Source organism: Agrobacterium tumefaciens (assembly GCA_025560025.1).
Lineage (GTDB): Bacteria > Pseudomonadota > Alphaproteobacteria > Rhizobiales > Rhizobiaceae > Agrobacterium.
This window is the reverse complement of record CP048485.1, coordinates 1,378,167-1,404,397: the sequence shown is the minus strand read 5'-3', so window position 1 is coordinate 1,404,397 and position 26,231 is coordinate 1,378,167. Positions and strand designations below refer to the sequence as shown.

The 26,231-nt window shown below is 58.5% G+C and carries 20 protein-coding genes and 1 tRNA gene; 10 read left to right on the top strand and 11 right to left on the bottom strand.

Going from position 1 to position 26,231, the window contains the following annotated elements:
* Positions 1–26 precede the first annotated feature (26 nt).
* Complete coding sequence (locus FY152_06880) at positions 27–1,181, top strand: DUF2336 domain-containing protein (GenBank protein UXS31823.1); 1,155 nt, start codon at positions 27–29, stop codon at positions 1,179–1,181.
* A gap of 119 nt (positions 1,182–1,300) precedes the next feature.
* On the opposite strand, the gene FY152_06875 is transcribed toward FY152_06880, so the two are convergent.
* Positions 1,301–1,723 carry a hypothetical protein gene (locus FY152_06875; GenBank protein ID UXS31822.1) on the bottom strand — a complete coding sequence of 141 codons (423 nt, stop codon included), beginning with the start codon at positions 1,721–1,723 and terminating at the stop codon, positions 1,301–1,303.
* A gap of 106 nt (positions 1,724–1,829) precedes the next feature.
* Here FY152_06875 and FY152_06870 point away from each other — a divergent pair, with 106 nt between their 5' ends.
* The gene (locus tag FY152_06870) at positions 1,830–2,285 is read left to right on the top strand and encodes a GNAT family N-acetyltransferase (protein ID UXS31821.1); all 456 of its coding nucleotides are present in this window, start codon (positions 1,830–1,832) and stop codon (positions 2,283–2,285) included.
* A gap of 201 nt (positions 2,286–2,486) precedes the next feature.
* Here FY152_06870 and FY152_06865 read toward each other — a convergent pair whose 3' ends face one another.
* Complete coding sequence (locus tag FY152_06865; protein UXS31820.1) at positions 2,487–3,725, bottom strand: AI-2E family transporter; 1,239 nt, start codon at positions 3,723–3,725, stop codon at positions 2,487–2,489.
* Between the two features lie 229 nt (positions 3,726–3,954).
* Between FY152_06865 and FY152_06860 the strand changes: the two genes are divergently transcribed.
* Positions 3,955–5,682, top strand: coding sequence for an ABC transporter ATP-binding protein (locus FY152_06860; protein ID UXS31819.1), 1,728 nt, complete (start codon positions 3,955–3,957; stop codon positions 5,680–5,682).
* A 45-nt stretch (positions 5,683–5,727) separates the two neighbouring features.
* On the opposite strand, the gene FY152_06855 is transcribed toward FY152_06860, so the two are convergent.
* On the bottom strand, positions 5,728–5,955 hold the full coding sequence (locus FY152_06855) for a hypothetical protein (protein UXS31818.1): 228 nt from the start codon (positions 5,953–5,955) through the stop codon (positions 5,728–5,730).
* 142 nt (positions 5,956–6,097) lie between these two features.
* Positions 6,098–6,463 (bottom strand): VOC family protein, encoded by a 366-nt coding sequence (locus FY152_06850; GenBank protein UXS31817.1) that lies wholly within the window; start codon positions 6,461–6,463, stop codon positions 6,098–6,100.
* A gap of 314 nt (positions 6,464–6,777) precedes the next feature.
* On the opposite strand from FY152_06850, the gene FY152_06845 reads away from it, so the two are divergent.
* On the top strand, positions 6,778–8,103 hold the full coding sequence (locus tag FY152_06845) for a divalent metal cation transporter (GenBank protein UXS31816.1): 1,326 nt from the start codon (positions 6,778–6,780) through the stop codon (positions 8,101–8,103).
* Positions 8,104–8,206: 103 nt separating this feature from the next.
* Here FY152_06845 and FY152_06840 read toward each other — a convergent pair whose 3' ends face one another.
* The 5 genes from FY152_06840 to FY152_06820 all read right to left on the bottom strand — a co-directional run bounded on the left by FY152_06840 (position 8,207) and on the right by FY152_06820 (position 16,570).
* Complete coding sequence (locus tag FY152_06840; protein ID UXS31815.1) at positions 8,207–9,340, bottom strand: hypothetical protein; 1,134 nt, start codon at positions 9,338–9,340, stop codon at positions 8,207–8,209.
* A 93-nt stretch (positions 9,341–9,433) separates the two neighbouring features.
* On the bottom strand, positions 9,434–13,252 hold the full coding sequence (locus FY152_06835; protein UXS31814.1) for a vitamin B12-dependent ribonucleotide reductase: 3,819 nt from the start codon (positions 13,250–13,252) through the stop codon (positions 9,434–9,436).
* A gap of 677 nt (positions 13,253–13,929) precedes the next feature.
* On the bottom strand, positions 13,930–14,427 hold the full coding sequence (gpt, locus tag FY152_06830; GenBank protein UXS31813.1) for a xanthine phosphoribosyltransferase: 498 nt from the start codon (positions 14,425–14,427) through the stop codon (positions 13,930–13,932).
* Between the two features lie 300 nt (positions 14,428–14,727).
* A complete protein-coding gene (locus FY152_06825; GenBank protein ID UXS31812.1) occupies positions 14,728–15,573 on the bottom strand; it encodes a universal stress protein in 846 nt (281 codons plus the stop codon).
* A 205-nt stretch (positions 15,574–15,778) separates the two neighbouring features.
* Positions 15,779–16,570, bottom strand: coding sequence for a competence/damage-inducible protein A (locus FY152_06820; GenBank protein UXS33232.1), 792 nt, complete (start codon positions 16,568–16,570; stop codon positions 15,779–15,781).
* 278 nt (positions 16,571–16,848) lie between these two features.
* Here FY152_06820 and wrbA point away from each other — a divergent pair, with 278 nt between their 5' ends.
* Complete coding sequence (gene wrbA / locus FY152_06815; GenBank protein UXS31811.1) at positions 16,849–17,448, top strand: NAD(P)H:quinone oxidoreductase type IV; 600 nt, start codon at positions 16,849–16,851, stop codon at positions 17,446–17,448.
* Between the two features lie 513 nt (positions 17,449–17,961).
* Here wrbA and FY152_06810 read toward each other — a convergent pair.
* Positions 17,962–18,207 carry a DUF982 domain-containing protein gene (locus FY152_06810; protein UXS31810.1) on the bottom strand — a complete coding sequence of 82 codons (246 nt, stop codon included), beginning with the start codon at positions 18,205–18,207 and terminating at the stop codon, positions 17,962–17,964.
* Between the two features lie 94 nt (positions 18,208–18,301).
* Positions 18,302–18,607 carry a hypothetical protein gene (locus tag FY152_06805; GenBank protein ID UXS31809.1) on the bottom strand — a complete coding sequence of 102 codons (306 nt, stop codon included), beginning with the start codon at positions 18,605–18,607 and terminating at the stop codon, positions 18,302–18,304.
* Between the two features lie 737 nt (positions 18,608–19,344).
* On the opposite strand from FY152_06805, the gene FY152_06800 reads away from it, so the two are divergent.
* From FY152_06800 to FY152_06775, 5 genes are all read left to right on the top strand, one after another.
* Positions 19,345–19,497: a DUF3309 family protein gene (locus FY152_06800; GenBank protein ID UXS31808.1), complete on the top strand. Its 153-nt coding sequence runs from the start codon at positions 19,345–19,347 to the stop codon at positions 19,495–19,497.
* A 240-nt stretch (positions 19,498–19,737) separates the two neighbouring features.
* Positions 19,738–19,811 (top strand) — tRNA-Cys (locus FY152_06795).
* 821 nt (positions 19,812–20,632) lie between these two features.
* Positions 20,633–21,304: a protein-L-isoaspartate O-methyltransferase gene (locus FY152_06785; protein UXS31807.1), complete on the top strand. Its 672-nt coding sequence runs from the start codon at positions 20,633–20,635 to the stop codon at positions 21,302–21,304.
* A 414-nt stretch (positions 21,305–21,718) separates the two neighbouring features.
* Complete coding sequence (locus FY152_06780; protein ID UXS31806.1) at positions 21,719–22,678, top strand: DUF2497 domain-containing protein; 960 nt, start codon at positions 21,719–21,721, stop codon at positions 22,676–22,678.
* A gap of 217 nt (positions 22,679–22,895) precedes the next feature.
* Complete coding sequence (locus FY152_06775) at positions 22,896–25,739, top strand: valine--tRNA ligase (protein UXS31805.1); 2,844 nt, start codon at positions 22,896–22,898, stop codon at positions 25,737–25,739.
* Positions 25,740–26,231: the final 492 nt, after the last annotated feature.

Genomic DNA, 26,231 nt, shown 5'->3' with positions numbered 1-26,231 from the left:
GATGATGCCGTCACTCATTGTTGCGAATGTGTTTCGAGGCTCAGGTGATCGTACAGGCATTTCTTCGCTGGTCTGAAAAGGCTGGATCGACCGAGCGGGCGAAAGCCGCCAATGCTCTCGGTCGCGCCTATCTGCATTCCGACATGGCGCGGGAGAACCGCGACGCCGCCTATATGGCGATGACCTATCTTCTCGACGATCCTTCGCCGCGTGTCAGGCTGGCGCTTGCCGAGGCGCTGGCGGAAGCCACCGATGCGCCGCGCGCCATTCTCGTTTCGCTTGCCGAAGACCAGCCGGAAATCGCCTGCACGGTGATTGCCCGTTCGCCCGTTCTCGGGGAGGCCGATCTAGTCGATCTTGCCGGGCGTGGCGAAAGTGTTACCCGTGCCCTCATCGCCGCGAGGCCGGCCCTGCCGCGCGGGGTCTGTGCAGCACTTGCCGAAGTCGGCGATTTGCCGGAAACGATCATTCTTCTCGAGAACGACGATGCCTTCATCACGCCGTTTTCCTTGCGGCGCATTGCCGAGCGCCATGGTTCGGATGCCGATATTCGCGATCTTCTGCTTCGCCGCGAGGCGCTGCCGGCCGATGCGCGTCACCTTCTGATGGGCCGCGTCAGCCAAGCTCTGGCGGGCTCAGCACTGGTTCATGCCCTGATTGCGCAAAGTCGCGCCGACAGCATTTTCCGCGAAGCGGAGGATTGCGCCACCATCCTTATTGCCGGCAGCGTTTCGTCGCCTGAATTGCCCGCGTTGGTGGAGCATCTGCGGCAGAGGCTGGAATTGACACCGGCGCTTCTCATCCACGCCGTCTGTTCGGGCAAGCTGGAATTCTTCACGGCGGCGATGGTCAATCTTTCGGGCCTCGACGACCGTAAGGTACGCGCCATTCTTGCCACCGGACGGCCACATGCGCTGAAAGCATTGTTCCAGTCGATCGGCCTTTTCGGTGATGTCGTCGATGTCTTTACCGAGGCGACGCTGATGTGGCGCCGCGCCGCCCGCTCGCATCTTTCAGAGGCCGCAGCTTCCGTTTCGGCCGAACTGCTTGCCCATTTCCGCAATGCCGATGGCTCGGAAACGCTTTTCGAGCTGCTGCATGCCGTCCGCAAACTCGCCATGGCCGAAGAACGGCAGAAGGCGCGGCACTATGCGGAAGCCTTGACGGTGGAAGCAGCCTGAGGTCTGGGGATTTTCGGCGAGATCGAAATCCATTAAACGCTGCGATGTTTTTTCGAACCGGCGCATCCCACCTCCACTCATTCCTATGCCTGTCACAGGAATGAGTGGAGGTCATTTCCTTATTTCTCGAAGCGTTTGGCGATCCAGGAATAGCTGTTTTCAACCATCCGCACCGGCGTTCCGAGCAGGTGTTTCACACCTTCGGTGGACGGCAGGATACGGCTGACGCGGCTGATCGCCTGCCGGGTCATGCTCTCTTCTTCCTTCTGCGTCACCTGTGGTGTCTCTGCCGGTGCAGCGGCGGCAGGAGGCTGGGTGCCGGGCGTATTGCCCGCGGTCTGGGGCGTCTCTTCGCCGGGTGTCTGGCACACCGCCACGACGACCGGATATGACGCATTGGCGTAACGTTCCAGCTCCTTCTCGGAAACGGCGTCGCAGAGCTCGATACTCGTCCAGCGCTGCTGCGATGTGGCGATGTAATGGCAATCGGTGGCGCTATCGTCGCAGCCTAGAAAGGTCATGAGGACGAGGGCTGTTTTCATGATGTGTGTTGCCTCTGTCAGGAATTATGCTCTAGAAACTCATCTATCGGGATTGCAGTGACATTACGACGAAATACGCATTTTTATAGAGAAAGCAGGCATCGCATTGGCCACGGAAATCAAGCTTGAAACGCCCCGGCAGGAAGCGGTTCTGCGCCTCATCGATCTTTCGAACGCCTATATGGCATCGCTTTATCCCGCCGAGAGCAATCACCTTGTCGATATCGGCCAGCTGGAAAAGGACAATGTTTCCTTTTTCGTCGTGCGGCATGATGGCAGCGTGGTCGGCTGCGGTGCGCTGGTGGAAGCGGGCGACGGCACGGCGGAGGTCAAGCGCATGTTCGTCGATCCCGAAGCGCGGGGATTGCGGATCGGCAAGCTGATCATGGATACGCTTGTTGCGCGTGGCGTGGAGCTTGGTCTTGCCGCCATCCGGCTCGAAACCGGTATCAGCCAGCCGGAAGCGATCGGTCTTTACCGCAAGGCGGGCTTTGTGGAGATCGAAGCCTTCGCACCCTACAGGCCTGATCCGCTCAGCCTGTTCATGGAGAAGGCGCTTTAAGCCTGCTGCGCGCGTTTGCCGGCAAGCCGTGCTGCACACTCGACGTCACCCTCGGCCTTGTGCCGAGAATCCAACCACGTAGCGTGAAATCAATCGGTCGCAGATGCTCGGGACAGTCCCGAGCATGACGGAGGCGGGGTTCAGGGATTTTTCGCCAGCTGAGCCGCTTTAGAGCAAGCCCTTCACTGCAGGCATCAGCAATCAGAAAGCGGCTTTTCGAAATGCCGTTGTTTCCTCGTTATCGTCTTCAAGCGCAGCGACCTCATCAACGGGATCGTCCTGCGTGGGCGGTGACGGCGGAAGCTCGGCGCTGACGGCGCCCGAGAGTTCCACTTCGCGCACCCATTCGCGCCAGATCGCCACGAGCAGCGCCATCAACACAGGGCCGATGAAGAGGCCGAGGAAGCCCATGGTCTTGACGCCGCCGACGAGGCCGAAAAAGGTCGGCAGGAAGGGCAGTTTGATCGGGCCGCCGACCAGCTTGGGGCGGATGGTCTTGTCGACGATGAAAAGCTCGACCGAGCCCCAGACGAACAGCGCCAGCCCGTAGGCCGGCGAGCCGCTGGCGACCAGATAGATCGAGACCAGCGTAAAGGAGAGCGGCGCGCCGCCCGGAATGAGGGCCATGACGCCGGTGAGAACGCCGAGCGTGACGGGTGAGGGCACCCCGGCGATCCAGTAGGCGATGCCGAGGATGATGCCTTCACCGATGGCGATCAGCGTCATGCCCGTAACGGTGGAGCTGATGGTGGCGGGCACGACGCGGGAGATGCGTTCCCAGCGTGTCGGCAGGATGCGTTCGCCCACAAGGTCGACCTGGCGGGTGAAGCCGGCGCCGTTGCGGTAGACGAAGAACAGCGCGATCAGCATGAACAGCAGCGTCAGCACGAGGTGGAAGGCGCCATTGCCGGCAGCGAGGATCGCCCGGTAGATATTGCCGATATTGGCGCCGCTGACGAGCTGGATGACTTCGCCGATGGCGCCCGGCGTGCCGATATATTTCACCCATTGCTCGCCGAACCAGGGGCCGACGCCGGGAAGTGCGGCGATCCAGTCCGGTACGGGAGCGCCCGTCTTGTTGACATGAACGGCCCAGCCGAACCATTCGCGAATTTCGCTGGCCGTATAGGAGGCGGCGATGAAAATCGGCACGACGAGGAAGGCGAGGATGAGGATGATGGCGATGGTGGCGCCGAGTGTGGTGTTGCCGCCTACCTGCCGCAAGAGCCGTGTATAGACCGGCCAGCTGGCAAAACCGATGACGAGGGCGGCGAGAACGGGGACGAGAAAGCCGTGGAAGAAATAAATGCCGGCAAGGGCAACGAGAACGAGCAGCCAGCGCGCAGCCGAGATGGGCGGGATCAGGGCGATCCGCGTCGGGCTGGCGGGACCAAGCCATCTCGGTTCGCCACTGGGCTTACGGCTGTCAATATTACTCACGGCAGGCTCTTTCTCGCATTCTCCCCGAAGGGTGCATTCACTCTGTCACACCGATACATATAAGTGCAATATAATCGGATCACATTACCGTTGTGTGTTTATTGCCTAGCCTATTGAACGATTTTGGTAAAAATAGAACATCGGTCTTGGCTCGCGCATTGAAATATGACAATTGAACTCCGTTTTTCTTGCGGCGCAGGGTTGCCGCGTCCGATCTCCAGGTCATGCCATGCTCCGCCGTTTCTTTTCCTATTACCGTCCCTATCGCGGTCTGTTCATTCTCGATTTTTCCTGCGCGGTTTTGTCGGGCGTGCTCGAACTCGGCTTTCCCATGGCGGTGAAGGCCTTTGTCGACGTGCTGCTGCCGGGCGGTGAATGGGCGATCATCCTTGCGGCGTCGGTGGGTCTTCTCGTCATTTACGTGCTGAATACCGGGCTAATGGCGACCGTCACCTATTGGGGACACATGCTCGGCATCAATATCGAGACCGATATGCGGCGTCTGGCCTTCGATCATCTGCAGAAGCTTTCCTTCCGTTATTTCGACAATCAGAAGACCGGCCATCTTGTCGGGCGGCTGACGAAGGATCTGGAGGAGATCGGCGAGGTAGCCCATCACGGCCCCGAGGATCTGTTCATCGCCATCATGACCTTCATTGGCGCTTTCCTTTTGATGCTGTCGGTCAATGTCCAGCTGGCGTTCATCACTGCCGCCGTCGTACCCGTCACCGCCTGGGTGACCAGTCGTTACGGCGGCCGCATGACGCAGAATTTTCGCGCACTCTACGGTCGTGTCGGCGACTTCAACGCCCGTATCGAGGAAAATGTCGGCGGCATGCGGGTGGTGCAGGCCTTTGCCAATGAGGACCACGAGCGCGCGCTGTTCGAGAAGGACAACCAGAAATACCGCCGCACCAAGCTCGACGCCTATAAGATCATGGCCGCCAGCACCTCGCTCAGCTATATGAGCATGCGCCTGACGCAGATGATCGTGATGATCTGCGGCGCCTGGTTCGTGCTGACGGGCAGCCTGACCGAAGGCGGCTTTGTCGGCTTCCTGCTGCTGGTGGGCGTATTTTTCCGGCCGGTAGAAAAGATCAATTCGGTCATCGAGACCTATCCCAAGGGCATTGCCGGTTTCCGCCGCTTCACCGAGCTGCTGGACACGGCGCCTGATATCGTTGATGCGCCGGATGCGGTGGAAGCGCCGCTGCTGCGCGGCGATATTGAATATCGCCATGTCGGTTTCGGTTATGCCGAGGGCAAGACGGTTCTTACCAATATCGGCCTGAAGATCAGCGCCGGCGAGACGGTGGCCTTCGTTGGCCCTTCAGGAGCTGGCAAGACAACGCTCTGTTCGCTTCTGCCGCGCTTTTACGACGTCACCAGCGGCGCGATCACCATTGACGGCGTCGATATCCGCAGGATGAAGCTTACTTCACTGCGCAACCAGATCGGCATCGTGCAGCAGGATGTCTTCCTGTTCGGCGGCACGATTCGCGAGAATATCGAATATGGCCGGCTCGGTGCATCGGATGAGGAAATCATGGATGCGGCACGGCGCGCGCGTCTCGATGGCGTCATCGAGGCGATGCCGCTCGGGCTCGACACCGTTATCGGCGAGCGCGGCGTCAAGCTGTCGGGCGGCCAGAAACAGCGTCTTGCCATTGCCCGCATGTTCCTCAAGAACCCGCCGATCCTCATTCTCGATGAGGCGACGTCGGCGCTCGATACCGAGACCGAACGGGCCATCCAGCAATCGCTGACGGAACTTGCCAAAGGCCGCACCACGCTCGTCATCGCCCACCGGCTGGCGACGATCCGCGATGCATCGCGCATCGTGGTGGTGGACCAGACAGGCATTGCCGAAACCGGCGCCCACGCCGAGCTTCTGGCCGCCAAAGGCCATTACAGCCGCCTGCATGAGGCGCAGTTCAGCGCGCATCTTCCGGCCTGAGTCCCCGGCGCCTGCCGCCGGAGGCTTTGTGCCGCTAGCGCTGCTTTACGCCCCGTTTTCCGTAGCCTGCTCCTCGACTATGCCGGGGTTCGGCTCCGGTTTGCCGGGATGGCTGGTAACGAGATAACCCATGGCGACCGTGGCGGCGACGATGAACAGCAGCACCATGCCGCTGATCGTCATCAGCCAGTCACGCGGTCTTCGATGCGCCATGATGTATTTCGGCCATCGGCTCGGATGATGCACCACACTGAATTTATCGCCGTATCGCATGAGCTTCCCCGGAATATCGTTGCTTCGTGAAAGATCAACGCAGGCGCGCGAGCGGCTGTTCCGCAATGACGGGGCAGGGGCGATGACAAGGCCGTGAGGGTTGCCCGGCCATCGCCAACGTTATTTTGCCGCGGAATCCGCCTCAGGTGGATTGGATGGCGATGCGATTTCCCTCGCTGTCAGCGATTTCGGCGACGAAGAGATTCTCGTTTGCCGGCGTTTTCGGAAACAGGATTTCGCTGCCATGCTGAACGGCTCTGGCAAGAACATCATCGATATTCTGGACGCCAAGATAGATAATCGCCCCATCTTTCGTCGGAACATAGGTCTCGCCCTCGGCGAGCGCGCCGCTCGCCCCGTCCTTTCCCTCCTCAAAGGGGAAATAGGCCATCCGGTTATCGTGGATCGTGACGATCTCTTCGAAGTTCACATCAAAAACGGCGGTGTAGAAACGCATTGCCCTTTCAAGATCAAGGACCGGAATTTCGACGTGGGCAATCAGGTTCACTTCGCTGTTCCTTCTGAAATAGTGCCGGAAATGTATCGACCGCCTGTGTACATGGCACGACATCCCGGCTGTCAATCGCCAAACGAAATAGTCCCCCATGCGGTGGCAAAAACCCGCCGCTCCGGGCGCATCTAGCGGCCCTGATGTCCCGCGGCGCTGCCGGAGCAGGGGCTTCCCGTGCCGGGATAACCGCCGGCAAAATGACCGACAATCTCCCGCATCAAAAAGAGGTCAAAAGCACGCTTGCCAGTCAATCCCGTTTATGCGAATGATTTGCAATTGCATTAATAAAATTCCATTTGAAAGTTCGCAAGATGGACAAGCCTGTCTTTGGATGGCGGCGGAATGGCGACGACCTTTCGCTCTCCGACGTTCACAGCACGATCAGGGTCAAGCCGAATGCCGGCACGTTTCGCCGGGCCATGGCCTTTTTCGGACCCGGATATCTCGTCGCGGTTGGTTATATGGATCCCGGAAACTGGGCGACCTCGCTCGCCGGCGGTTCCAGATTCGGCTACACGCTGCTGACCGTCGCGCTGGTGTCGAACATCATGGCCATTGTCCTGCAATCGCTCTGCGCGCGTCTGGCGATTGCTTCCGGGCGCGATCTCGCCCAGGCCTGCCGCGATGCCTATCCGAAACCCGTGGCGATGGTGCTGTGGCTGCTGGCCGAAATCGCCATCATTGCGACTGACATCGCCGAGGTCATCGGCACGGCCATCGGCCTCAACCTGATCTTCGGCATTCCGCTTGAACTCGGCGTCCTCATCACCGCGCTTGATGTGTTCCTGATCCTTTATCTGCAAAAGCTCGGCTTCCGCTGGGTGGAGGCGCTGGTCATCACGCTGCTTGGCGTCATCGCCGTGTGTTTCGCCATTCAGGTGGCGCTTGCCGATCCCGACTGGGGGCAGGTGATCCTTGGGTTCGCGCCGACGACTGATATCGTCACCAATCCGGACATGCTTTATCTGGCGCTCGGCATTCTGGGGGCGACGGTGATGCCGCATAATCTCTACCTGCATTCGGGCATCATACAGACCCGTGCCATCGGCGAGACGCTGCCCGAAAAGCGTGAGGCGCTCAAATTCGCCACACTCGATTCCACCATCGCCCTGATGTTCGCGCTGCTCATCAACGCATCAATCCTCATTCTCGCGGCGGCGACCTTCAATAAAACCGGGCAGACGAATGTCTCAGAACTGGGGGAGGCGCATAATCTGCTCGCGCCGCTGCTCGGCCTTGCCATTGCGCCGACGCTGTTCGGCGTGGCGCTCCTGTGCTGCGGCATCAACTCCACCGTCACGGCGACGCTTGCGGGCCAGATCGTGATGGAGGGTTTCCTGAAGATGCAACTCGCCCCCTGGCTACGCCGCCTCATCACCCGCGCCATCGCCATCGTCCCGGCCGCCGGCGTCACCATTTTCTATGGCGACAGCGGCACGGCGGAACTCCTGATCCTGACGCAGGTGGTGCTGAGCCTGCAACTCTCCTTCGCGGTCTTTCCGCTCGTCATGTTCACCTCCGACCGCGCCAAGATGGGCGCACTGAAAGCGCCGCTGTGGCTCTCGGCCTTTGCGTGGCTGATTGCGGTGGTGATCGCGGGGCTGAATGTGAAGTTGCTGGTGGATTTTATGGGGTGAGGCGACTGGGCCGCGCCACTGTTGGGCTCGGTTACCGGTCACAACGATCAAGGAGTGTATAATAAATCTCCAGGACTTTTTGGTGATGAAGGCAGTATTTATATCAATCCTTCAGGAGATTTTCTATCTTTTCTGGTATTTCAAGGCGATTTGAAATGATTTTTCCGATATTGTTTTTATCAATTTTAATCATCAAGTTTGACATCTTGCGGTCGCATCTGAATAAATCCACATCATTCAGGTAGAGTAAATGAAGGAGATCAACTAAATCTGATGGTTGAGGTTGATGTCGTTCATTTATCACCTCCTCCATATACCATGGAAAATGTTGTCCCCTATCTTCGCCAAAAATTGACGTCCAGTCGATTTTCGGCAGGGTTAATTCAAATGCGGGTAGCTTCGGCAGAGAAAGGGACGACTTTAAGGTAGAAGGTAGCTCAACTTTCCTTAATTCATCATAGTAAGCTGAGCGCGATTTTTTGACGCTTTTATATGTATCCCTTGCATTTTTTATCGCTGATATGGCTTTTGACAATTTCTCTGAAATCTCATTGTATTTTTCAGTCACTAAACCGTGTAAAGGGTTTTTTAAGCCAGAGTATTCGTACCAAATCTGAAAAAAAACTTCTGGATCGTGTATCCATTTTTTTAAAGCATGACTGACAGTATTTATCGATATTTCGCCACGCCAGTATCTTTCAATATATCTTGAATTAATGAAATCGTCAGAAACAGGAATGTCTTCGAACATATCCTTTCTAATTGTTAAACGAGGGGTCTCCTGAAGGAGCTTTTTTAATCCTCGACGAGATTGCGCGGAACGTCGTTGAGCCCGCGACAAGCCTTCTCGTTCTTTAGCGGTCTCTTTTTGCCGTATGTTTAGAAGACTACGCAAGTTTTGAGGGGAGAATACATCAATTGTGCTGTGAGGCATCCAGATGCCTTGATTGGGAAAACGATGACCTTTTAGCAAGTCAACTGGATGGGGATGAGCATTTTCCCCGCAGATCAATTTTAGAAACCTTGCCCTCTTCAGTCGGTCTTCTCGATGTTTTTCATCGCTGTTTTGTAAAACCTCAAAAATAATAGGATATGAGTATCCTATCACCACATCTCCGGATTTCACTTTTTCTATTAGGTAATGCTTTAATGGTATTAGGTCTTCTCTCACGTCCTCTTTGTATAACTCATAAAAATCCGACGTATCCAGGTAGAGATTTATAGGCCGCTTTTTCATAAAATATCCCCGCAGCGAATTTCTCGTTACGGGGACATAATTGTCTAGCCTGATGCCATGCGAAAGCAGATTTACTACTTATCCATGTATTTCTCAGCTGCACCCGCTCGTAGCACCGCACGTATCGCACTTCTCGCAGGTGCCGTTCCGCACCATCGTGAAGTTCTGGCATTCCGAGCACATGTTGCCCGTGTAGCCCTGTGCGATCGAGCGCATGCGGCGTTCGTTTTCCACCTTCTTGGCTTCCGCCTTGGCCGATGCCGCGTCGGCGGCGGCCTTGTCGGAGAAGAGGGCGGTGGCGGTCTGGTTGGCTTCCTGGGCCACGTCGTCGATCACCTCTTCGGCAATCTCTTCCGCCAGCTCCTTGGCGCGCTCTTCATAATCGCGCTTGAAGGAGACGATTTCGGAGGTTGCGATGGCGACCGTCGGTTCCAGCTTGCGGGCGGCTGAGCCGGCAAAGGAGGTCACGTTGGCCGAGCCACGGGCGGGGGCTGCCGTTGCCGAACCCTTGGGCTCGGAAGACGAACGTTCGCCGCCATTGCTGGAAACCAGCGTCGGCTTGTAACCGCGGGTCCAGCCAGTGGAAACGAGGTTGGTCTTGCCTTCCTGAATACCCTTGCCGAGCGCCGTGTTGGAGAAGTCGGACGTATCGACATGGGCCAGATCGTGGCGGCCGAGATAGGAGACGGCGAGTTCGCGGAACACGTAGTCGAGGATCGACGTGGCGTTCTTGATCGCGTCGTTACCCTGCACCATGCCGGCCGGTTCGAACTTGGTGAAGGTGAAGGCCTCCACATATTCTTCCAGCGGCACGCCATATTGCAGGCCGAGCGAAATGGCGATGGCGAAGTTGTTCATCATTGCACGGAAGGCAGCGCCTTCCTTGTGCATATCGATGAAGATTTCGCCGATGCGGCCATCGCCGAATTCGCCGGTGCGCAGATAGACCTTGTGACCGCCGACCGTTGCCTTCTGGGTGTAACCCTGACGGCGGTTCGGCAGCTTTTCACGCTCACGCGAGACACGCTCGATGACGCGTTCGACGATCTTTTCGGTGATCGTCACGGCCTGCTGGGCGAGCGGCTGCTGGACCAGTTCCTCGACGAAATCTTCTTCGTCCTCGTCTTCCACCAGCGAAGCGTTGAGCGGCTGGGAAAGCTTGGAGCCATCGCGATAAAGGGCGTTGGCCTTCAGCGCCAGCTTCCAGGAGAGCATGTAAGCTGCGCCGCAATCCTCAACCGTCGCATCGTTCGGCATGTTGATCGTCTTGGAGATCGCACCCGAGATGAAGGGCTGTGCCGCCGCCATCATGCGGATATGGGATTCGACCGAGAGGTAACGCTTGCCGATTTTGCCGCAGGGGTTGGCGCAATCGAAGACGGCCAGGTGCTCGTTTTTCAGGAACGGTGCGCCTTCCAGCGTCATCGCGCCGCAGACGTGAACATTGGCCGCTTCGATGTCCTTCTTGCCGAAGCCGAGGTGCTCGAGCAGGTTGAAGCTCATGTCGGAGAGCTGCTCGTCGGAAACTTTCAGCGTTTCCTTGAGGAAGTCGGCGCCGAGCGTCCACTGGTTGAAGACGAACTTGATGTCGAAGGCGCTCTTCAGCGCGCCATTGACGGCTTCGATCTTCTCATCGGTGAAGCCCTTGGCCTTCAGCGTGGAAGGGTTGATGGCCGGCGCCTGGTTGAGATTGCCATGGCCGACGGCATAGGCCTCGATCTCGGCGATCTGGCTTTCGGAACAACCGAGCGAACGCAGCGCATCTGGAACCGCGCGGTTGATGATCTTGAAATAACCGCCGCCGGCGAGCTTCTTGAATTTCACCAGCGCGAAGTCGGGCTCGATGCCGGTCGTGTCGCAATCCATCACGAGGCCGATCGTGCCGGTCGGCGCGATAACGGTGGTCTGGGCGTTGCGGTAGCCGTGCTTTTCGCCAAGCTCCAGCGCCTTGTCCCAGGCGGCGGTGGCGTGGGTGATAAGGTCCTGATCCGTGCAATCGGCATGGATGAGCGCAACCGGGTTGACCGACAGGCCCTCATAACCATCCGACAGGCCATGAGCGGCGCGGCGGTGGTTGCGAATGACGCGCAGCATGTTGTCGCGGTTCGGCGCAAAGCTCGGGAAGGGGCCAAGCTCGCCGGCCATTTCAGCCGAGGTGGCGTAGGAAATGCCCGTCATGATCGCGGTCAACGCACCGGCAATGGCGCGGCCTTCGTCGCTGTCATACGGAATGCCGGAGGACATCAGCAGGCCGCCAATATTGGCGTAACCGAGGCCGAGCGTGCGGTATTCGTAGGAGCGTTCGGCAATCTGGCGCGAGGGGAACTGCGCCATCATCACGGAGACTTCGAGCACGACGGTCCACAGGCGCACGGCATGTTCGTAATCGGCGATGTCGATGCGCTTCGTTGCCTGATCCTTGAACTGCAGAAGGTTCAGCGAGGCGAGATTGCAGGCCGTGTCATCAAGGAACATATATTCCGAGCACGGGTTCGAGGCGCGGATCGGGCCTTCGGCCGGCGAGGTGTGCCAGTCGTTCATGGTGGTGTTGAAGTGCAGGCCCGGATCGGCCGATGCCCAGGCGGCGTGGGAAATCTTTTCCCAGAGGTCGCGGGCCTTCAGCGTCTTCATGACCTTGCCGTCCTTGCGGGCGGTGAGGTTCCAGTCGCCGTCATTTTCGACAGCGCGCAGGAAGTCGTCCTTCAGCGAGACGGAGTTGTTGGAGTTCTGGCCGGAAACCGTGAGATAGGCTTCGGAATCCCAGTCGGTGTCATAGGTCTTGAACTGGATGTCCTTGTAACCCTGTTCGGCGAACTGGATGACGCGCTTGATGTAGTTTTCCGGCACCATGTCCTTCTTGGCAGCGCGGATTTCGCGCTTCAGGGCAGGGTTCTTGGCCGGGTCGAAACAATCGCCATTGTCAGCCTCGCAATTGACGCAGGCCTTCATGATCGCCTTCAGGTGCTTGGCGACGATCTTGGAACCGGTAACCAGCGCGGCAACCTTCTGCTCCTCGTTCACCTTCCAGTCGATATAGGCTTCGATATCGGGGTGATCGGCATCAACGACGACCATCTTCGCCGCACGGCGGGTGGTGCCGCCGGACTTGATGGCGCCGGCTGCGCGGTCGCCGATCTTGAGGAAGCTCATCAGGCCGGAGGACTTGCCGCCGCCGGAAAGCTTTTCGCCTTCGCCGCGCAGATAAGAGAAGTTGGAGCCGGTGCCGGAGCCGTATTTGAACAGGCGCGCTTCACGCACCCACAGGTCCATGATGCCGCCTTCATTGACCAGATCGTCTTCGACGGACTGGATGAAGCAGGCATGCGGCTGCGGATGTTCGTAAGCGGACTTGGACTTGGTCAGCTTGCCGGTGAAGGGGTCGACATAGAAGTGGCCCTGGCCGGGGCCGTCAATGCCATAGGCCCAGTGCAGGCCGGTGTTGAACCATTGCGGGCTGTTGGGGGCGACGCGCTGGGTGGCGAGCATGTAGGCAAGCTCGTCGCGGAAGGCGAGGGCATCTTCTTCGGTGGAGAAATATTTGCCCTTCCAGCCCCAATAGGCCCAGGTGCCGGCCAGACGGTCGAAAACCTGGCGCGCATCGGTCTCGGAACCGTAACGTTCGGCCTCGGGCACGTCCTTCAGGGCCTTCTCATCGGCAACCGAGCGCCACAGGAAGGAAGGAACGTCGTTTTCCTCAACCTTTTTCAGGAACTTCGGCACGCCGGCCTTGCGGAAATATTTCTGCGCCAGAACGTCGGTGGCAACCTGGCTGAACTGCGCGGGAACGTCGATATCCGCCAGACGGAACACGATGGAACCATCAGGGTTCTTGATCTCACTGACGGCCTTGCGGAAGTCGATTTCCGCGTAAGGCGATTGGCCGGGCTTCGTGAAGCGGCGTTCAATGCGCATGGTTTCCTGTCCTCGTCCATTGGGCGCCCGGTCAAGGGCGCAAAAATCCGGTCCAGCCGTGCGGTCTTTGCGCGCAGCCGGTTGTTGCCGTTCTGAAAGGGATGTTCATCCTTGGATGTGATCCCTGTATCTCGTGGCTTATTCGGCTGCAAGCATCGTGTGGAATACTAAATATAGTATCAACAGCTTCCTGCCGCCAGTCCCCGCGTCATGTTTTTGGCGGTTCCCGAAGGCGCGCAGAAACCCACCGGCAAACCGCCCCCTGATGGCCGGGACGCCGCGTCTGGATTAGCGAGCTGAGATTGAAAGGAGCCGGCCTCGTTACTTTCCGGTCCGTTGCCGCCGCAACATAATTGTCACTTTCCTCTCGCGGCATAGATTCGTCAAGCCATAGATTGAAACGCATTTTTAACCACAAGATATTGTGTGAACTGCCTGTGGAAAACGGGGAAAGCAAAAGCGTTCAAAAAAATCAGTGACTTGGCGAGAGAATTTGAAGCTTGTGCGAGGCTGGTTTCCGCAGCGGAATGCAAAAACCGCGCATTTCCGGGGTGAGGCATAAAGGCGACACTGCGGTTTTTCCGTGTTTTTCTGTCGTCGTCAAAAAGGCATTTCTCCACAAAAAAGCCGCCCCGGCGGGACGGCTTTTCACGGCTGCTTTTGAGTGGCGCGGGTGATCAGCCGCGCGATCCCTTGGCGATCGGCTCCTGATAGGTGAAGCCCATGTCCCAGGGGAAATAAATCCAGGTGTCCTGGCTGACTTCGGTGACAAAAGTGTCGATGGTCGGCACGCCCTTCGGCTTGGCGTAGACACAGGCGAAATGCGCCTTCGGCAACATTTCGCGCACTTCCAGCGCCGTCTTGCCGGTATCGGTCAAATCGTCCACCACAAGCACGCCTTCGCCGCTATCGGCCATCAGTTCAGGCGCCACGCCCTTCAGGAGAACCGTGTCGCCCTGGTTGACATAGTCATGGCGGGTGGCGATGCAGACCGTATCGATCATGCGGATGTTCAGTTCGCGGGAAATGATCGCCGCCGGCACGAGGCCGCCGCGGGTGATACAGACGATTGCCCGGAACTCTTTGTCGAGACCGGCAAGACGCCAGGCAAGCGCGCGGGCGTCGCGGTGGAACTGATCCCAGGATACGGGAAAGGCTTTATCGGGAAGGGACATGTCGTCTACCATCTGGTCAAAATTGTCGATGGCTTTGGCTAATAGCCGCAAGACCGGCAAAAAGGCAAGCTTTGCGCGTAGGGCAGGGCAATTGATATGGACCGAGAGTCTGCGGCTTGTTTCTTCTCCCCATCGGGGAGAAGGTGGCCCGAAGGGTCGGATGAGGGGGAAACGTTGCCGTAACTCACGACCCTTGCCCCCTCATCCCGCTGCCGCGGACTTCTCGCCGGCGGGGAGAAGAAATATGCGGGAACCGCTCGCTTCGTGCGTAAAGCCGAGAGAGCTTACGGAGCCTGTTTTTTAACGCGACAGCAGCGTCAGCGCCGTCATGGAATCCAGCAGGGTGCGGGTCACGCCGCCAAACAGCAGTTCCCACCAGCGGGAATGGCCATAGGCGCCCATGACCAGAAGGTCGATGCTGTGGTCGGACAGGCGGTTTTCGATGGCCGCCTGCGGCGAGACGCCGGCGATCTTTTCCTGCGAGGTGACCGTGACGTTGACGCCGTGGCGGGCAAGGGTGGCGGCCAGTTCCGTGCCGGCAAGACCGGACGATTGCGTTTCGCTCTCGGCCTGATCGACGGAGAAGATCTCTACGCTTTCGGCCGCAATCAGGAAGGGCAGGGCATCGAAGGTGGCGCGTGTCGCCTCGCGCGAGCCGTTCCAGGCTATGAGCACCCGTTTGATCGGTTTTGCGACCGTCAGCACATGTGGAACGAGAAGAACGGGGCGGCCACTTTCATAGAGAAAACCGTCAATGTCCGAGCGGCTGTCGGACAGGGCCGAGGAACTGCTCTGGCGGGCGACGATGAGATCGGCGCAGCGGGCGCTGTCGATCGCCGATGCGGAGGCGTAACCAACCGAGGTGATGAAGCTGCGCCATTCATGCGAGATGCCATTGGCCGAGAGCGTGCGCTCGAAAAGTGTCCCGACATCGGTGGTTTCCTTATGCGCCACGTCCTGCAGCGCCTGCACGGTGGCGGGGTCGGGAATTTCCATCGGTGCGACCAGCGGAACGGCGGCCAGCGTTTCCATATGCAGGCCGATCACATGCGAGGAAAACTGGTCGGCAAGGCTCACCACGAATTCGCCGAGCTTTTGCGTGTTCGCAACATTGTCGACCACTGTCAGTATCGTTTTGTAACCCATTTCTCTCTCCTCGGTGACATCTCGGTTTCAGATATTTCCGGCCTCTATTCGAATCGCCGGAACGATCTAAATCTTGTTTTACGCATTGTCCGGATGGAAAAGCGGCCCCGCTTTTCCTGGAAATGCTCTAGGGGGAGAGTGGCCGCCTTTGCGGGCCGCCACCTTGATTTTGGTCAAACTCTTTTCGTCTCAAGCCTTTTCTGTCTCAAGCGGTTGCGTCGCCCTTGCTGGCGGCCAGCCTTTTTTCCTCGCCGATGGTTTCGATCATTGCCGTAACCGCCTCCGCCGCCGCCTTCAGGACGGTGGCGTCGCGGGCGCGCACGACGATTTCCGTCGAGAAACGCTGCCCGTCATATTTGGGATAGGAGCCGATGCTGGTTTCGGGGTGCGCCTTCTGGATGGCCGTGAGCGGTGTACCGATATCGCCTTCGCCATAGGGCGAACGAACCGCCTGCGACATGACCTTCGCGCCGGTGCGCAGCGTCGGCATGACATTGTCGAGCATGGCCTGGAATACCTGCGGAACGCCGGCCATGACATGGACATTGCCGATGACGAAGCCCGGCGCGACGGAAACCGGATTGGCAATGTGCGCAGCGCCCCTCGGCATGCGCGCCATGCGCTTGCGCGCTTCGGTGAATTCCATCTCGCGGACGCGGTACATCTCGCCGAGGAGGCGCAGCGCTTCGGCATCGTGTTCGCAGGGCAGGCCGAATGCGACTGAGACGGCGTCCGCGGTGATGTCATCATGGGTCGGGCCGATGCCGCCCGACGTGAAGACATAATCATAACGGCTGCGCAACGCGTTCAGCGCCTCGACGATTGCCTCCTCCTCATCGGCGACGATGCGCACTTCCTTGAGGTCAATTCCCGACATGGTGAGGACATCCGCGAGATGACCGATATTCTTGTCCTTGGTGCGGCCCGACAGCAATTCGTCGCCAATGGCGAGCATGGCGGCGGTGACGACGGATTGGGAGGAGGAGGGATTGGACATGGTTGCACTCATCATCTGTTTCGCCCGACGTTAACGCCGCGTCAGCGTGAATGCAAAGCGGTTTTGAATAAACGCAAAACGGGAAATGGTTGACGATGCCAGTTTGCGTTCACTCATGGTGAACAGTGCGTATGCCAATCCCCGACTGGTGGGAGAGAGGCCCATCGGCTACCTTTTCTCCACACACATTTGACGGGTCAAAGCCGATGATCATCGAGTTTTTAAAGAAACTTATAGCCGGTACGCCGGAGGCAGTTCCAACAAGGGAAACGAAGAGAATGACGAAGGTTCTGGTACTCTATTATTCTTCTTACGGTCATATCGAGACAATGGCCTATGCTGTCGCGGAAGGTGCGAAATCGACAGGCGCTGACGTCGTCGTCAAGCGCGTTCCGGAACTGGTGCCGGAAGAAGTCGCCAAGTCCTCCCATTTCAAGCTGGATCAGGCAGCCCCGATCGCAACGGTCGACGAGCTGGCCGATTATGACGCCATCATCGTTGGCGCCGGCACGCGTTTCGGCACGGTCGCCTCGCAGATGCGCAATTTCTGGGATCAGACGGGCGGCCTGTGGTTCAGTGGAAAGCTGGTCGGCAAGGTGGGCGCCGCCTTTACCTCGTCCGCCACGCAGCATGGCGGCCAGGAATCCACCATCCTCGGTTTCCTTCCCACCTTCCTGCACCACGGCATGGCCGTTGCCGGTCTGCCCTATGCTTTCCAGGGCCAGATGGGTGTCGATGAAATCAAGGGCGGTTCGCCTTATGGCGCCTCCACCATTACCGATGGTGACGGATCGCGCCAGCCTTCGCAGATCGAGCTCGAAGGCGCGCGCTTCCAGGGCGCGCATGTCGCCAAGCTCGCCGCCAAGCTTTCGGCCTGAGCCTGAATTGCTGAAAAAAAGAAATGCGGCCCGAAAGGCCGCATTTTCTTATCCCGGCATTCAAGCCGCCGGTCCTTCAGGGACATGATTGGTAAGCCGTGTCAGATCGGCAGGTTGACCATGAAAAGGCAGGTTGCGACCACGAAGCCGAGCATCGAGATTTCGAGAAAACCATTCAATCCGTCACGCATTTCAATCCTCCTTGTTTCATCGAAAAGAGAACGGAAAAGAGTTATCGCGGTTCCATAACAGAAGAATGAAATTTAGGAATTTTTAACACGCCGTCCTTGCGCGTGGCGGCGGGTGCTCCTTGGCGGCTTCAGCCGGTGACGACGAAGGCCACGACGAGGTGGCCGAGAAGGCCGATTGCCAGGCAGGACAGAAGAAAGATGAACAGGGCTTTTTTCATGTTTCCGGACGCTTCCATCTATTTTGACCGATCAAATCCGTTGTCTTGAATTTTCGCGTGGCGCGACACGTTTGTCACCTTGCGGTTAAACGATCCTCGCATCGTCACCCCTTGAAATCGAGGCCTGCCTCGATTGCGGCGGCGATGAAGGCCTTGCGCGCATCTTCCGGCTTTTTCTTGCCGGCGTCGACGGCGGCGCAGACCAGCAGCGCCTTGTCCAGCGCATCACCATCCTCTATCGGCCAATCCTCGATCAGCGCCCAGGAAGCCGCCTGTGTGGTTTCGATGCTCGTATAATCGCCCGGCGTTTCGAACGCGATCAGGACGGGTTTTTGCCAGCGCGTGTTCATCGCTTATCCGTATTGGTTGTTGCGCCCGGCTCTAAACGAAGCGGTCAGGATGTGCAATCCCGTTGCAGGGCGGTTTCTCACCGTTGCGGTGCGGTCAGTCGTCGCGCCCGAACAGCCAGTCGCGAATGATGCGCCGGTCGATGAGTTCCAGCGAGCGATCCGGCGCGATGCGGTAGGTTTCCACCGCCCTCGTGCTGCCGTCGATACGGAATTCATGGCTGAACGTGCTGCCGATCGGCGATTTGGTCAACTTGGTGCGTGGCTGGCCTCGGTAGATGATGCTGCCGGGGATGGGTTCGACATAGGGCGCGGGGCCGACATAGCCCCCCGGTCCGGCTGTGGTGCATCCGGTAAGTGCCAGTGCGAGCGCGATAGTGGCCGATGATACGAGCGTCTTCATCCTGTCCTCCGAAGTGCGTCTGTGAAAACGATGTGGAGGCGCGGCGGTTCCCGGCGGACAAGGGGACGGAGATTATTTTTCTCCGATTATTTGCTCTTCGGATCCTGAATGTCGCGCGCGACCCAGCGAAAGAAAAAGTAGACGAGGAGGCCGAAGATGAAAAGCGGGATGAGGTTCGCAAAACCGGACATATGATTCTCGTTTCTTCCTCCCGGTCCGGGGTCTAGCCGGAGAGAAAGAGCCAAGGCAAGAGCTGCCGGCGGCGCCGTCGGTAAAATGTCCGTGTGCCTGCGGGGGAAACGACTACCGGCAGAGGAGTGAATGCCGGGGGAGTGAAAGTCTGCGGGGGAGGCCTGGCGCACTGCCAGTGATACCAGGCCTCTCCGTCCTCCCGCCAGTTTCAGGGGTCGGGTGACTTCAACAATTATGACGAGTGATTGCTAATATACATAGACCGAGAAATTACCTCGAATAAATAGCTACCATGGTCGAACGCCGGACCGGCTCCGTGCATGGCGCGACGCGCCGCAGCGCCGTGGCCCCCCGTGTCCGGTCTTCTTATCCGGCAAATAATTTCGCCGCGATGGGACCGGGCGTTCCGCAATGACGCTTTAAGCCGTTGAAACGGAAGGTGATGCCCGTTTTGATCCATGTTGCCGCGGGCAAAGCAAAGGAACCTTTTGGCTTCCTGCGCCATTAAAGCAGTCAGAACACATGCCAATAGTGGAGGATTATACATGATCGGCACCATCCTCGTTATCCTGCTCATTCTTTTCCTGATCGGCGCTCTGCCAAGCTGGGGTTACCACAATTACGGCTATGGTCCGTCGGGTGGCCTCGGGCTGGTTCTGGTCATCGTCCTGATCCTGGTTTTGCTTGGGCGTATTTGACCGAAAGCATTGAAGATGCAGCAAACGCCCGCACCGACGCAAATGCGCCGAATGCGGGCGTTGTTTCTTCCGCAATTTGAGGAAGATACAAAAAAACACGGAATTCGAATGGCTTAGAGCGCAGCGGACGGTGCCTGCTCCATCAGGCCCGAAAAAACACCACATTCGCAGCGAACCCTCTTGCGCCCAAAATGGATTCGTTCTAAATGCCCGCCATCGCTCAGATTAAAGAGCGTGTGAGGCCTCGTGGCGGAGTGGTGACGCAGAGGACTGCAAATCCTTGTACCCCGGTTCAATTCCGGGCGAGGCCTCCAACAATTTCACCGATAATCGAATACTTGCAGTCAAAAAGCTCTTTTTACGATAGCGCTTTGACGGGGCAGCTTGTTGCATGCAGATCCCCCCTGATTTTCGGACAGTCTCCTTTGCCCACGACGAAGCCTTGCGACATGGGCTGAGGCATGCCGCAGCAGAATCGAAGGCATCGGCCGTATCGTTTCCATGACAACAATTCGTCTCGCTGTAGCATGAACACGAGCTCCAGACGAAACGAGTCGATTGGGCTGCGTCAAAAAGGCACTGCATGAGCGCCTGAATTGAAGTTGTTGAAGCATCCGTTTTGAGGTAGCGCTCATCATATCGATAGTGTCGCGTAACAGCTTGGAAATATTCGAAATGATGGATTTGGATTGGGTAGACTTGTTCCCCATAGTCGTCTTTCCGCTCAAGGTTATCGTCCTGGGCACGGGCATGTTCTTCGCCATCAAGTGGCATCACGATCAAGCGAAGAAGGACAAAGGAACCGGCGGACGGTAAAGTGCCTGCCGAACGCATCTTGGACGCCTCGGATTCGGCAGCTCGTATGAAGGCCGATTTTTCGAATTTCGGGTTTAGCCTCCCGAACTCTCACCAACAGAGCCTGTTGTCTTGACCTTGTTGCATCTTAGTTGCGGTCATTCCCGTTCCTGCTGCCCTAAAAATCCCCGCCACTTCGCTTTATCCCGCTCACCGCGCTTGAAAGCGCAGGCTTGGGCAATTATGAGGTTATCCAAAGGCGAGGGGAGACCCGTGCCGTTTTGAGCTTTTGGAGCCGAGGCTTCCCGACCGGCATCCGCGAAATTGAGGCGATAACGATATGATGGATTTCGAAACCGCACGCGCCAATATGGTCGATAGCCAGTTGCGCACGACCGACGTGACGTCACATTCGGTGCTGAAGGCGTTTTTGAGCGTGCCGCGCGAGGCTTTCGTGCCGGCGGGCGTGCGGCAGATTGCCTATGCGGACGAAGATCTGCAGATCTGTCCCGCCCGGGACGGCCTCCCGGCCCGTTACGTGATGAAGGCTTCGCCACTGGCAAAGCTTCTTCAGCTTGCTGCCGTGTCCAAGGAAGACGTCGTGCTGGAAGTCGGCGGTGGCGCCGGTTATGCGGCCGCGATCCTTTCGCAGATCGCCGGTTCGGTGGTTTCTCTCGAAAGCGATGAGGCTCTGGCGGCACAGGCCACCGAGACGCTGGCTTCGCTCGGATATGACAATGTTGCTGTTGTCACCGGCGATCTCGAAAAGGGTTATGCGGGCGAAGCGCCCTATGATCTCGTTTTCGTCAACGGTTCGGTCGAGGAAGTGCCGGCGGCGCTGACCGACCAGCTGCGTGACGGCGGACGTCTGGTTGTCGTTGTCGGATATGGCAATGCGGCAAAGGCCACCGTCTATCGCCGCGACGGCAACAGCACGTCGGCCGTGACCTCCTTCAATGCTTCGGTCAAGCCCCTGCCGGGTTTCGCCAAGGCGGCCGAATTCGTTTTCTGATCCCAGGAATAGATCATTCTGTTCCGGACGCCGGGGTGAAGTTTTCACCCCGGCGTTTGTTTTTTGGGGCAGGGCCGCCATGTGCCCCCCGCTCATCCTCGGCATTGCCGAAAAGGCCGTTCTCACAAAGCTGTGCATCACCACGAAAGTTGTCGAATCAGTGATTTAGTTCCTGAGTATGCTGCCCTAAACTAAGGGTGATTCGGGGTGTGCGTATTTCTGCCCCGCATGAACCTGCGACAGGGACGGCAAAGACGCTCGGCGGTTTTGACCTGACATGTTTCAGAGCATCGGCGCGGCGATCGGGTTCGATTGTCGTGAACGCGATGCAGGAATTGAACAGGTGCGAAGCGCCCTGTCCGGCATCCGAAGCGATGCGGCTGGGACGCTCGAGAGTGGAAACCGGGGATTGATATGGCTCAGCCAAGCGTAGCGCGTGAACCGTCCATGGAAGAAATTCTGGCGTCCATACGCCGGATCATCGAAAGCAACGAGACCGGCCCTGCCGGTGCGTTTTCCGGACAGTTGCCGCCTGTCTATGATGATGAAGACGACGCTGCAAGCGAAGCGGCCTTCGTGGCGGAGCCTGCCAGCCCGCCGGCACGTGTTCCCCCCGCCGCAAACCAGGCCTATGGCGCAAGGCCGGTGCAGGATTTCTCTCCGGTCTCCGAAAAGCCGGCGCCTGAACAGCAGGACAGCTCTGACAAGACCATGTCGCTGGCCGATGTCGCAGCGCGCGTGCGTGCCGCTGCCGACCGCAACGCCGCCATGGGGCCGCAGGCATTCGCCGCACAGGCACAGCGTGAGCCCGCACAAGCGGCTCCCGCTGCCCAGTCTTCAGGCGTAGCTCAGCCTTCGGCCGCACAGCCGGTTGAACGCGCCGCGCCGCAGCGCCCGACCGATGTGCGCCCGTTGCTGGCAGCCGCTGCCGCAAGCATCAGCGAACAGCCCGCATCTTTTGCCGCAGAGGATCGCGCCGCCGCTGCCGCCGTCGAAAATGCGCCTTTTGCCGGGAGCCGCTTCGATCAGCTGACGCTGCGCGGCGCCATCGAGACGCCTGCCGCCGAGGAGCGTTTCGAGATTTCCGTGCAGGAACCTGCCGTCGAGATGCCGACATTCGATCTGGCCGAGCCGCAGGAAGAGGGCGGGCTGTCGCTCAACCTTATTTCCGCCGCCGCCGGTGCGCAGATCGCGCGCTCCTTCAGCGAGCTTGCGGAGGTTTTTGATGGTGTCGAGCGCCGTTCGATCGAGGACATGGCCGCCGACATGCTGCGTCCGATGCTGCAGGACTGGCTGGAGGACAATCTGCCGACCCTGGTGGAGCGTCTCGTGCGTGAGGAAATCGAACGCGTGGCGCGCGGTTCGCGCCGCTAAATCACGCCCGGTCGCCTGTTGCAATGCGACAGGCATGACGAAACACAGGCCGCTCCGGCACCGGGGCGGCTTTTTTGTTGAAGATGAAGGCGTTATCGGGTCATAGTCGCAGATGGAACCTCTCAATGGGTCGCTCGCGGGCTGGTTTCTGTTGACTCTCGACCGTCCATCCTTATTTAAAAAATCCACACAAGAACTCTAAAATTCAGGTCAGGAAATGCTCGAAAAGACCTACGATTCCGCAACCGTCGAACCGAAGATCGCCAAAGCCTGGGACGAGGCGAACGCCTTCCGGGCCGGCGCCAATGCCAAGCCGGGTGCGGAAACCTTCACCATCGTCATCCCGCCGCCAAATGTGACGGGCTCCCTGCATATGGGCCATGCGCTCAACAACACGCTGCAGGATATATTGGTCCGCTTCGAGCGCATGCGCGGCAAGGATGTGCTGTGGCAGCCGGGCATGGACCATGCGGGCATCGCCACGCAGATGGTCGTCGAGCGCAAGCTGATGGAAGCCCAGCTTCCGGGCCGCCGCGACATGGGCCGCGAGGCTTTCGTGGAGAAGGTCTGGGAGTGGAAGGCTGAATCGGGTGGTTTGATCTTCAACCAGCTGAAACGCCTCGGTGCGTCCTGTGACTGGTCGCGCGAGCGCTTCACCATGGACGAGGGTCTTTCCGAGGCCGTTCTCGAGGTTTTCGTCACGCTCTACAAACAGGGCCTGATCTATAAGGACAAACGCCTCGTCAACTGGGATCCGAAGTTGCTCACCGCCATTTCCGACATGGAAGTCGAGCAGATCGAGATGAAGGGCAATCTGTGGCACCTGCGCTATCCGCTGGAAAAGGGCGTCACCTATCAATACCCCGTTGCTTTCGATGAAGAAGGCAAACCCACGGAATTCGAGACGCGCGATTACATCGTCGTTGCCACGACGCGCCCGGAAACCATGCTGGGTGATACGGGCGTTGCGGTGAACCCGGAGGACGAGCGTTATAAGGGCATCGTCGGCAAGCACGTCATTCTGCCGATCGTCGGCCGCAAGATCCCGATCGTCGCTGATGATTATGCCGATCCGACGGCGGGAACGGGCGCGGTCAAGATCACGCCTGCGCATGATTTCAACGATTTCGAAGTCGGCAAGCGTTGTGGCCTGCGCGCCATCAACGTCATGAATATCGACGGAACGATTTCGATCAAGGAGAACGAGGATTTCCTCGAAGGCCTCAGCCATCCCGCCGCGCTGCATGGCGCGTGGGATCGTCTGGAAGGACAGGATCGCTTCTTCGCCCGCAAGGTCATCGTCGAAATCTTCGAGGAAGCCGGCCTGCTCGACAGGATCGAGCCGCACAAGCACGTGGTGCCGCATGGTGACCGCGGCGGCGTGCCGATCGAGCCGCGTCTGACCGACCAGTGGTGGGTGGATAACAAGACGCTGGCCCAGCCGGCCATTGCCTCCGTTCGTGAAGGCCGCACCAATTTCGTGCCGAAGAATTGGGAAAACACCTACTTCCAGTGGATGGAAAATATCCAGCCCTGGTGTATCTCGCGGCAATTGTGGTGGGGACACCAGATTCCCGCATGGTACGGCCCGGACGGGCAGGTCTTCGTTGAGAAGACCGAGGAAGAGGCGCTTCAGGCGGCCATCCAGCATTACATCGCCCATGAAGGCCCATGGAAGGCCTGGGTCGAGGAGAAGCTTGAGAACTTCAAGCCGGGTGAAATCCTGACCCGCGACGAAGACGTTCTCGACACCTGGTTCTCGTCGGCGCTCTGGCCGTTCTCGACGCTCGGCTGGCCCGAGCAGACACCGGAACTGGCGCGTTATTATCCGACCAACGTGCTGGTCACCGGCTTCGATATCATCCCGTTCTGGGTTGTGCGGATGATGCAGATGGGCCTGCATTTCATGAAGGACGATGCGGGCAATCCGGTCGAGCCGTTCAGCACGGTCTATATCCACGCGCTGGTTCGTGACAAGAACGGCCAGAAGATGTCGAAGTCCAAGGGCAACGTCATCGATCCGCTGGAACTGATCGACGAATATGGTGCGGATGCGCTGCGTTTCACGCTTGCCATCATGGCGGCGCAGGGCCGCGACGTGAAGCTCGATCCGGCGCGTATTGCCGGTTATCGCAACTTCGGCACCAAGCTCTGGAATGCGACGCGTTTTGCCGAGATGAACGGCGTGAAGCGCGATCCGCATTTCCTTGCAGAAACCGCTTCGCTGACCATCAACCGCTGGATCCTGACCGAACTTGCCAATACGGCGCGTGATGTGACGGCGGCGCTTGAGAACTTCCGCTTCAACGATGCCTCCGGCATTCTCTACCGCTTCGTCTGGAACCAGTTCTGCGACTGGTATCTGGAACTGCTGAAGCCCGTCTTCAGCGGCGAAGACGAAAAGGCAAAGTCGGAATCGCAGGCCTGCGCGGCCTATGTTCTGGACGAGATCTACAAGCTTCTGCATCCCTTCATGCCCTTCATGACGGAAGAGCTGTGGGCGCACACGGCCGGCGAGGGCGAGGAGCGGGACGATCTGCTCTGCCTGACCGACTGGCCGGTGCCGGAGTTCCGTGACGATGCCTCGGCTGCGGAAATCAACTGGCTGATCGATCTGGTCTCCGGTATCCGCTCGACGCGCGCCGAGATGAATGTGCCGCCGGGCGCCACCGCATCGCTGGTGGTTGTCGGCGCCAACACATCGACAGAGGCGCGGCTCGACCGCCATGCTGCCGCCATCCGGCGTCTGGCGCGGGCTGATGAAATCCGCGGCGCCGATGTTGCGCCGAAGGGTTCCGCGCAGATCATCGTCGGCGAAGCCACTGTCTGCCTGCCGCTTGGCAACCTTGTTGATCTTGGTGCTGAAAAAGCGCGCCTTGAAAAGGCGATCGGCAAGGTGGATGCGGAAATGGAGCGCATCGACAAGAAGCTCTCGAATGAAAAATTCGTGGCCAATGCCGATCCTGAAGTCGTGGCCGCCGAGCGCGAGCGCAAGGCGGAGCTGGATGTTCAGCTGGCGAGCCTCAGAACCGCCCTGCAACGCGTCAGCGAGGCGGGATAAGGCTTGCGGTGTGCCGCCGCATATTGAAAGCGGGCCATGAGGAGGGCAGGCCCATCGTGGATGTTCTCCCCTTGAACACAAGCTTATCCCCGGGTTTGGCCCGGGGATAAGGGCCCACGATCGAAGATGGTTTCTCGCCTCACGGGCGAGGACGACAGCGCCAGTATTTTCGACCTTTCATCGACTGTCTGAAGCACCGGCAAGGGCGGGTGTTTTTTGCCGGTTGTGACAATTCATTTCTTTTCATTGCTGCGTTGCACTGGCGAATCGCACTTGCCTGACAGTGCGATTATTTCACCCTGATTGTCGCCAAAAACGCCTGGAAAAGCTGAAAAAAACCAATGAAAACGGCCTGATAAGCGGGTTTGTTCGGGAAACCGCCAACTGTGGTTATTTGGCGACATTTCCCGTTCCGGTTGGGAATTTGTTTCGTTTTGTATCAGTTTTTCCAGTCGGGTTAGAAAAATAGCCTAAAATGATTATATAAGAGGG